This is a genomic window from Phreatobacter sp. (assembly GCF_052440005.1).
Taxonomy (GTDB): Bacteria; Pseudomonadota; Alphaproteobacteria; order Rhizobiales; family Phreatobacteraceae; genus Phreatobacter.
The window spans coordinates 1-8,540 of sequence record NZ_JBQVQL010000136.1 but is presented as its reverse complement, the minus strand read 5'-3'; the positions used below and the strand labels follow the sequence as shown (position 1 = coordinate 8,540).

Here is an 8,540-nt window from a genome sequence, read left to right as displayed (position 1 = left end):
CGGGCGCCGGCGATCACGAGGCGCCAGGCCTCGCCGCCGAGCCGGGCCAGGGCCTCGATCAGGACGTCGTAACCCTTGCGCGGCGAGAGCGCGCCGACCGCCAGGATGACGGGTGCCGGCTCGCCCGAGCCGCGCGCGCGGGGAACGGGGTCGGTGCCCGGTTCCGCCACGGTGATGCGGTCCGGGGCGACATCGTAGTCCTCGGCGAGGATGCGGGCGGTGGAGCGGCTGGTGACGACGACCGCACGCACGTGGGACAGGGCCGTCCGCTCGCTGGTCCGAAGCCGCTCGGCCGCTTCGGGCGCGATGCCGCTCTCCAGCGCCAGAGGATGGTGGACCAGCGCCACGATCGGGCTCTTGATCGAGAGGCAGATGCTTTCGGGCAGGGCGCCGTAGGCGAGGCCGTCGATGAGCAGCACGTCACCGGCGGGCAGCGAAACGAGGGCGCCTGCCGTGCGCAGGAGATCATCCGCCGACGGGCTGGGATAGGTACCGGGCAGGGCGAGGTGGACGAGGTCGACGCCCGCAGCGCCGGCGCGGGCCAGCACCTCCCGGTCATAGCGATAGCCGCCGGTCGGGGTCGCGAGGTCGCCGGGGATGGCGAAGACCGCCCGCGTCATGGAACGCGCCCGCCGGACCGCACGGGGTCAGGCCCGCCGGGCAAGCGGCGCCTCGAAGGTGGCGCGGGCGAGATCGTGTTCATGCAAGGTGACGCGGATCTTGGCGAGGCCCGAGGCATCGGCGCCGAGCGCGCCGGACGCGGCGGCCTCGGCCATGCGGTCGAAGACGTATTTGCAGAGGAATTCGGTGGTCGTGAGCTGGCCCGCAAATTCGGGCAGCGTGTCGAGGTCCTGGTAGGCGAGCCGCTTCAGCGTCTTGCCGAGCACGTCCAGCGCCGCGCCGATGTCGACGACGACGTTCTGGGCTGTCAGCGTCTCGCGGAAGAAGGCGACGTCGATGACGAAGCTCGCGCCGTGCTTGCCCTGGGCCGGCCCGAAGAAGGGATCGGGCAGGGAGTGGGCGATCATGATGCGGTCGCGAACTTCGACGGAATACATGGAGGTCTCCAAGACTGTCAGGCGGAGAGAGGGCGTTGGCCCAGGAACTGACCGAAACGAATGAGGTAGCCGTCCGGATCCTGGAACATCACTTCGCGCTGGCCCACCTCGACATCACCCTTACGATACCAGGCGTCTCTCGGCTCACGGAACAGGGGCCAGTTATTCTGGACCAGGAGAGCGAGCGTCGGACCGACGTCGTCGACCTGGATCTGGAAGTTGATGCCGCGCCCGAATGGCGGCTCGAGGTTGCCGCCCGTCCAGGTCTCGCCCCGGGGGTGATCGGGCGAGCGCTGCTCGACCAGCATCACGTGGGCGCTGGCGCGCATCAGATAGGCGAAGCGGTGCTCGGGGCGCTGGTAGCGGATGCGAAAGCCCATGACGTCGAGCCAGAAAGCGAGGCTGCGGTCGAGATCCGCCACCACCAGTTCCGGAACGAGTGGCGGGACGATCTCCCGGTCCGCGGCCTGATCAGCCATAGCGCACCGCGGTCATCAGCCCCTGCGCGCCGGGTTCGAGGATTTTCGGCAGCGCGGCGGGCAGGTCGGCGAAGGCCACCTCGGCGGTGATGAGCTGGTCGAGGCGGTCGTCGGCGAGGAGGCCGAGGGCCTTTTCGAGCCGCCTCGCATAGGACCAGCGCGGCCGCCGGGAGGTTGCGACCATGCCGACCTGCGAGGAGATCAGCTTCAGGCGCTTCGAATGGAAGCCGGCGCCGAGCGGCACGGCCGGGTCCTGGTCGCCGAACCAGGAGAGCTCGACGACGGTCGCCTCGTCGCCGCAGCAGGCGAGGGCGCAGGCGAGGCCCGCCGATGTCGCGGAGGCATGAAAGGCCACGTCGCAGTCTGCCGGGCCGTCCAGCGGCTTCTGGAACTTCACGCCGAAGAGTTTCGCGAAGTCGCGGCGGGAGGGCTCGAGGTCGACGAGGGTCACCTCGGCGCCAGGAATCTGCGAGACGAGAAAGGTGACGAGCAGGCCGAGCACGCCGCCGCCGACCACGACGATCCGATCTCCGGGGCCGACGCCCGAATCCCAGACGGCGTTCAGCGCCGTTTCCATGTTCGCGGCGAGAATGGCCCGCCGCGCCGGCACGCCCTCGGGCAGCGGCACCACCGAGACCTTGTCGGTGGGGGCGAGGAAGCGGGTCTGGTGGGGTCCGAGAGTGAAGACGGTGCGGCCGACGAGATGATCCGGGCCCGCCTCCACCTCGCCGACGGCGCAGTAGCCGTATTTCACCGGGAAGGGAAAGTCGCCCTCCTGCAGCGGACAGCGCATCCGGTCGCGTTCGGGGGCTGCGACAAGGCCGTTGAAGACGAGCCTTTCCGTGCCGCGGCTGACACCGCTATAGATCATGCGAATTTCGGCGTCGGCCGGTCCGCGTTCATCCAGCGTTGTGTTGCGCAGGTCTACCGTCCGGCGCGAGACGTACCAGAGGGCTCGGGCGGTCGCCGCCATATGCTTCTCCCGTTTCGCCGCCCGCTCCGGGCGACGGAGGCCATCGATGACTGATCTCTCGCCGTTTCCGGCAACGACCGGCGGCACCGTCTCGCAGCAGGGCTCTACGACGCCGACGGGTGTCCAGTCCACGGCAGAATTGCGCCGGCGCCGCCTCATCGTGCTGGCGCTGAACGTCGTCACCTGGCTTCTGCTCAACGGGGCGGCCTGGTCCGTCCTCGGCACGGGCGGCTGGACGCCGGTCGACGCGGTACTGGCCCTCGCCTTCGCCATCGCCACGCCCTGGACGGTTCTCGGCTTCTGGAACGCGGTGATCGGCCTGTGGCTGCTGCACCGGAACGGCAACGCCATGACGGAGGTGGCGCCCTTCGCGGTCGCCGGCAACGTGCCGACCCCCCTCGCCATCCGGACCGCCGTGTTTATGACGCTGCGCAACGAGGATCCCGAGCGGGCCATCGGCCGCCTCGCCATCGTCAAGGAAAGCATCGACGCCACCGGCGAGGGCAGCCAGTTCGACTATTTCATCCTCTCCGACACCAACCGGCCGGAGATTGCCGAGCGCGAGGAAAAGGCCGCGGCCACCTTCGCGTCCGTCGCCGGCGAGGGCCGGGTCGTCTACCGCCGCCGCACCGACAATGCCGGCTTCAAGGCCGGCAACGTTCGCGACTTCCTCGACCGCTGGGGCTCGCGCTACGAGCTCATGCTGCCGCTCGACGCCGACAGCCTGATGGCCGGCGCCACCATCGTGAAGCACGTGAGGATGATGCAGGCCCATCCGCGGATCGGCATCCTGCAGAGCCTCGTGGTGGGCATGCCCTCCTCGTCGGCCTTCGCCCGCATCTTCCAGTTCGGCATGCGTCAGGGCATGCGCGCCTACACGATGGGGCAGGCCTGGTGGGTGGGTGATTGCGGACCGTTCTGGGGGCACAACGCGCTGGTGCGCATCCGCCCCTTCATGGAGGACTGCCACCTGCCGGTGCTCGGCGGCTCGCCGCCGCTCGGCGGCCACATCCTCTCGCACGATCAGGTGGAGGCGACCTTCATGCGCCGCGCCGGCTACGAGGTCCGCGTGCTGCCGGTGGAGGAGGGCTCCTGGGAGGAGAACCCGCCGACCATCCTCGAGTTCTCGCGCCGCGACGTGCGCTGGTGCCAGGGCAACATGCAGTATGTGAAGCTGCTGGACCAGCCGGGCCTGAAGCCGATCAGCCGGTTCCAGCTCGTCTGGGCCATCCTGATGTTCGTCGGCGTGCCGGCCTGGACGCTGATGATCGCGCTTTCGCCCTTCCTCGCCTGGCACGGGCCGAGCCGCGAAGCCTTCCCCGTCGGCTTCGCCGCGACCGTCTACGTCCTCTTCTTCCTCATGTACCTGATGCCGAAGATCGCCGGTTTCGCCGACGTGCTGATGAGCGAGGGCGGCACTGCGCGCTACGGCGGCAGGCTGCGTTTCCTCGTTGCGGCGGCGACCGAGCTCGTCTTCTCCTTCCTCCTCGGCGCGCTGACCTCCTTCCGCATCACCGTTTTCATGATCGGCCTCGCCTTCGGCAGGTCGGTGGTCTGGGGCGGCCAGCAGCGCGACGCCATGGCGCTGACGTGGCGCGAGGCCTGGGACGCGTTCTGGCCGCAGATGGCCTTCGGCTGGGTCGTCTTCGGCCTGCTCTGGGGCGCCTCGCCCGCCGCGGCGCTGTGGTCGCTGCCGCTGACCGCTGGGTTCCTGATCGCCGTGCCCTTCGCCGTGGTCACGGCGTCGCCGCGCCTCGGCCGGCTCTTCGTCACCACCCGCTTCTGCGGCATCCCCGAGGAGTTCGCCATGCCGGACGAGATCGCCCGGGCGCGCGCGTCATGATGTCCCTCGACCAGCGCATCGCCGAGGCGGTTGCCGTCGCGAAGTCGGTCGTCACCTATCACGGCGACACCGCCAAAAACGCCGCGATGGACGCGCTCTACCGCCGCTTCGTGCCCCAGGGCGGCCTCGCCTTCGACGTCGGCAGCCATGTCGGCGACCGGGTCGCGAGCTTCCGCCGCCTCGGCGCGCGGGTCGTGGCGCTGGAGCCGCAGCCGGGGCCGGCCGGCGTCATCGCCCGGCTCTTCGAGGGTGACCCGCGGGTGACGCTGCTGCGCGCCGCATGCGGCGCCGCGGAGGGCGAGATCAACCTCCGTATCAATACCGCCAACCCCACGGTCAGCACCGCGTCCCACGCCTTCGTCGCCTCCGCGGCCGGCGCGGAGGGCTGGGACGGCCAGGTCTGGGACCGCGAGATCAGCGTTCCCTGCCTCACCCTTGACCGGCTGGTCGCAGACTACGGCGTGCCGAACTTCGCCAAGATCGACGTCGAGGGCTTCGAGGCCGACGTGCTCGAGGGCCTGTCGCAGCCGCTCCCCGCTCTTTCCTTCGAGTTCACCACCATCCAGCGCGAGGTGGCCTTCGAATGTCTGGACAGGCTGTCGGGGCTCGGTGACTACGGCTTCGACGTGGCGCTCGGGGAGAGCCAGAGCCTCACCTTCGGCCGCTTCGTCGACCGGGCGACGATGACCGCCCATCTGGCGGGTCTTCCCCACGCCGCCAATTCCGGCGATGTCTATGCGGTGCTCGCGAAGGACTGATCGATGCGTCTCGCCCTAGCCGCAGCCGCGCTCCTCGCGAGCGTCGCCGCCCATGCCGCCTCCCTCGACGGCCTGCCGGTGGAGGTGACCAATGCCTCCGAGCCGGTTCTCTGCGCGGAAAAGGACAACGTCACGCTCAACCTGACGAACCCGCAGGTGCGCGCCTTCCGCATCGAGGCCGCTCACCCGGCCTATATCGGCTCGCTCGCCGTCGACCGTTTCGCACCCGACTGGACCGCCTGTCCGATGAAGGAGGAGGCGCTCGCCCAGCCGATGCCCCAGCGCATCACCCTCTACGAGACGGTGGAGTGGCAGGTGGTCGGCTATCGCGAGCAAGGCTTCTGGCGACCCTCCGACACCACGGTGAAGATCGGCGAGCGCACGGAGCGCAACATCCACCTCCTGCAGATCTGGTACCGTTTCCGCGATCGCGCCGAGGAGGTGCTGGTCCTCTATCCGACCGACGGCTACTGGCGCGCCCGGCCGCTGCCGCCCTCCAATCTTCGCTGGACCGCCTACGGCTCGTCCTTCCTGATCGGGCCGGTGGTCGTCGAGGGCCGGCCCATAGTCAAGATCAGCGAGGTCGCCTTCGACCCTGCGACCAAGACCTTCACCCTGACCTATCCGGACGGCAACAGCGCCACGGTGCGGCTCTCGACGCTGAACCAGGAGATGATCGGCCTCGACGTCGCCTTTGCCCGCCCCATCGCCGGGGGCCCCTTCGCGGCGCTGCGCTCGATGTACGTGACCGAGTTCAACGCCGACGTTGCCCGCATCGCGGTGCGCGAGAAGGATGCGCCGGGCTGGCGGGAAGAGCCCATCATGCCGTTCCGAGGGGCCAATGCCACCGACCTCTGGGCCGGCCGCCTCGCCGCCTCGCGCCACAACACCTCGGCCCCGGACATGGTGTTCAACGCCTTCCGCGCGGCTCCGCCGCAGCTCGCGGCGCCTGCCATCGACAAGTGACGGGGCGGCGTCCCTGCCGCTGCGGTGGTTTTATGGAACCGTGGCACTCACGCGGCGTTCAGCATTGCTGATTTAGCTTCCTGCCGCGTCATCGTCCTCCTCGAGGTTTTCTTTCATGGTCCGTCGCATCCGCAAGGCTGTGTTCCCCGTCGCCGGGCTCGGCACGCGTTTCCTGCCCGCCACCAAGGCGATCCCGAAGGAAATGCTCACCGTCGTGGATCGCCCGGTGATCCAGCACGTGGTGGACGAGGCCCGCGAAGCGGGAATCGAGCATTTCGTTTTCGTCACCGGCCGCAACAAGCAGGTGATCGAGGATCACTTCGACAAGTCGTTCGAGCTCGACACGACGCTTGCGGCGCGGTCGAAGACGGCGGCGCTGGACGAACTGAAGCGCGACCTGCCGGCGGCGGGCGCCACGTCCTTCACGCGCCAGCAGGAGCCGCTCGGCCTCGGCCATGCGGTGTGGTGCGCGCGCGATATCGTCGGCGACGAGCCCTTCGCGCTGTTGCTGCCCGACATGCTGCACCTGGCAAAGGCCGGTGCGAAGGGCTGCATCGCCGCGATGATCGAGGCCTACAACGAGACTGGCGGCAATTTCGTGGCCGGTTATGAGGTCCCCGACAGCGAGACCCATCAGTACGGCATCATCGGCAAGGGCAAACCGGCGGCCGGCGGCGCCTATGAGATCGGCGAGATGGTCGAGAAGCCGCCGAAGGGCACGGCGCCGTCCAACGTCGCCATTTCCGGACGCTACATCCTGCAGCCGGAGATCTTCCGCATCCTGGAGACGCAGGAGCGCGGCGCTGGCGGCGAGATCCAGCTGACCGACGGCATGCTGAAGCTGAAGGGCGAGCAGCCCTTCTTCGGCTTCACCTTCGACGGCGAGATCCACGACACCGGCACCAAGCTCGGCTTCCTCACCGCCAACCTCGCCTATGCGCTCCGCCGCGACGACCTGGCGGGACCGCTGCGCCAGGAGATCGCGCGGCTGCGCGGCTGAGTTATCCGCAGGCTAGCGCTGCAGCCTGAGGCCGAACAGCACCACGTTGGCCGAGTAACTCTGCCCGGCCTCGTTGGACTGAAGCGTCTCGCGGCGGAGTTCGCCGCGGATCTGCAGGTTGCGCGAGGCGCGGTAGATCAGCCCGACGGAGGCGACGGTGCGCTGGTCGACGCGGGCGGTGCCGCGGTAGGTGTCGCGCCCGTAGGCCAACTTCGCCGTGCCCGAGAGCCAGCGGCGGAAGGCGTGTTCGAGCTCCAGCGAGACGTCCCGGCGCTCGATTCCTGAGGCGCCGGTCGTGAAGCTCTCGTCGATCAGCGACTTCGCCGTGAAGCGGACCGTCGTGAGGGCAGTGGCGGTCCAGACCAGCGAGGCGTCGAAGACCGGGACGGCGATGTCGCCGAAGGTCGGCTCGAGATTGTCGCGGACGAGGTAGCCGGCCGAGATCTCGCCGGTGATGAGCCGGGTCAGCTCGAAGGTGGTGCCGACGCGGTAGGTGGTCGCGGTGGAGCCCTGCAACGTGCCGCCCGTCGAGACCCTCTGGTCGAAGCGGCGCTGGTCGATGGCCGCCTCGACGAATGGCCGGAGGCCCGGCGTCAGTTCGTAGGAGGCGCGCAGGCGCGCTCCCATGGCGTTGTAGTTGCGCTCACCCCACGGCAGCACCGTGCCGGCATTGGTGACGGCATCGTCGTAGATGTAGCGGTCGAAGGTGCCGCGCAGGCTGAGCTGCAGGCGACCGAAGTCCTGCACCACCCCGAGGGTTGCGCCGGACTGGTGGATGAGCGGCAGGTTGCGCAGGCCGTCGGGAGAGGACGGCAGGTTCGACGAGCCCGGCGAATTGGTGTTGAGGAGGTAGCGCGCCTCGCCCTCGACGCGGGTGTCGCGGGAGACGTCGACGCGGCCGGTGACCACGGCATTTACCTCGGGCCGGTTGACGCCGGGGTCGGAGAAATAGGCCGAATAGGTGCCGCGCAGCCGTGCCGTCAGCTCGTGGCGGGACCAGTCCGAGCGGGCCTGCACCTCGCCGTAGGACTGGGTGAACAGCGAACCCGAACCGCCGGAGGGCAGGCGGCGCGGGTTGGAATCATAGCCGATGGTCGCATCCACCGTCGGCGTGACGATGAAGCTGCCTAGGCGGATGCCGGTGGGCGCGAAGGGATCGGCCTCCGGCTGGGCCCGCCGGTCATAGGAGACGACCTCGCCGGTGCGTGGATCGATCACGGTGGCGCGGCCCAGCGGATTGGCGTTCGGCAGCACCCGGCCGGAGGGCAGCTGGGTGCGCTCGGTGACGATGGGCACGTCGACCGGCCGGCGCGGCTGAACCGGTGTCGCGACGCCGCGCAGGCCGCGGTCGAGGGCGCGTGCATCGTCGCGGCTCGGGGCGAGGGAGACCGGAGCGCGTGAAATCGCCGGGGTGAGGGGTCTGAGACCCGTCTGGCGGGCGGTCGCGGCGGGCAGGGCGGGCC

9 protein-coding genes are annotated in these 8,540 nt (G+C 69.5%); 4 read left to right on the top strand and 5 right to left on the bottom strand.

Going from position 1 to position 8,540, the window contains the following annotated elements; translation table 11 throughout:
• The 4 genes from ACT6XY_RS21550 to ACT6XY_RS21535 all read right to left on the bottom strand — a co-directional run.
• Positions 1-620, bottom strand: a 620-nt coding sequence (locus tag ACT6XY_RS21550) for a glycosyltransferase (protein ID WP_444750361.1), incomplete at its 3' end; no start/stop codon positions are given.
• Between the two features lie 27 nt (positions 621-647).
• Positions 648-1,058 carry a 6-pyruvoyl trahydropterin synthase family protein gene (locus ACT6XY_RS21545; protein ID WP_444750360.1) on the bottom strand — a complete coding sequence of 137 codons (411 nt, stop codon included), beginning with the start codon at positions 1,056-1,058 and terminating at the stop codon, positions 648-650.
• A 17-nt stretch (positions 1,059-1,075) separates the two neighbouring features.
• Entirely contained in the window at positions 1,076-1,537 is a 462-nt protein-coding gene (locus ACT6XY_RS21540) for a bleomycin resistance protein (RefSeq protein ID WP_444750359.1), read from the bottom strand.
• Positions 1,530-2,510: a zinc-dependent alcohol dehydrogenase gene (locus ACT6XY_RS21535; protein WP_444750358.1), complete on the bottom strand. Its 981-nt coding sequence runs from the start codon at positions 2,508-2,510 to the stop codon at positions 1,530-1,532. Before ACT6XY_RS21535 ends, ACT6XY_RS21540 begins: the two co-directional genes overlap by 8 nt.
• Positions 2,511-2,556: 46 nt before the next feature.
• Here ACT6XY_RS21535 and mdoH point away from each other — a divergent pair, with 46 nt between their 5' ends.
• From mdoH to ACT6XY_RS21515, 4 genes are all read left to right on the top strand, one after another.
• Entirely contained in the window at positions 2,557-4,353 is a 1,797-nt protein-coding gene (gene mdoH, locus ACT6XY_RS21530; RefSeq protein ID WP_444750357.1) for a glucans biosynthesis glucosyltransferase MdoH, read from the top strand.
• Positions 4,350-5,111, top strand: coding sequence for an FkbM family methyltransferase (locus ACT6XY_RS21525; RefSeq protein ID WP_444750356.1), 762 nt, complete (start codon positions 4,350-4,352; stop codon positions 5,109-5,111). Before mdoH ends, ACT6XY_RS21525 begins: the two co-directional genes overlap by 4 nt.
• A gap of 3 nt (positions 5,112-5,114) precedes the next feature.
• The gene (locus ACT6XY_RS21520; protein WP_444750355.1) at positions 5,115-6,077 is read left to right on the top strand and encodes a hypothetical protein; all 963 of its coding nucleotides are present in this window, start codon (positions 5,115-5,117) and stop codon (positions 6,075-6,077) included.
• 115 nt (positions 6,078-6,192) lie between these two features.
• Positions 6,193-7,077, top strand: a complete 885-nt coding sequence (locus ACT6XY_RS21515; protein WP_444750354.1) for a UTP--glucose-1-phosphate uridylyltransferase — start codon at positions 6,193-6,195, stop codon at positions 7,075-7,077.
• Between the two features lie 12 nt (positions 7,078-7,089).
• On the opposite strand, the gene ACT6XY_RS21510 is transcribed toward ACT6XY_RS21515, so the two are convergent.
• Positions 7,090-8,540: outer membrane beta-barrel protein (locus tag ACT6XY_RS21510; RefSeq protein ID WP_444750353.1), on the bottom strand; the 1,451-nt coding region annotated here is incomplete at its 5' end.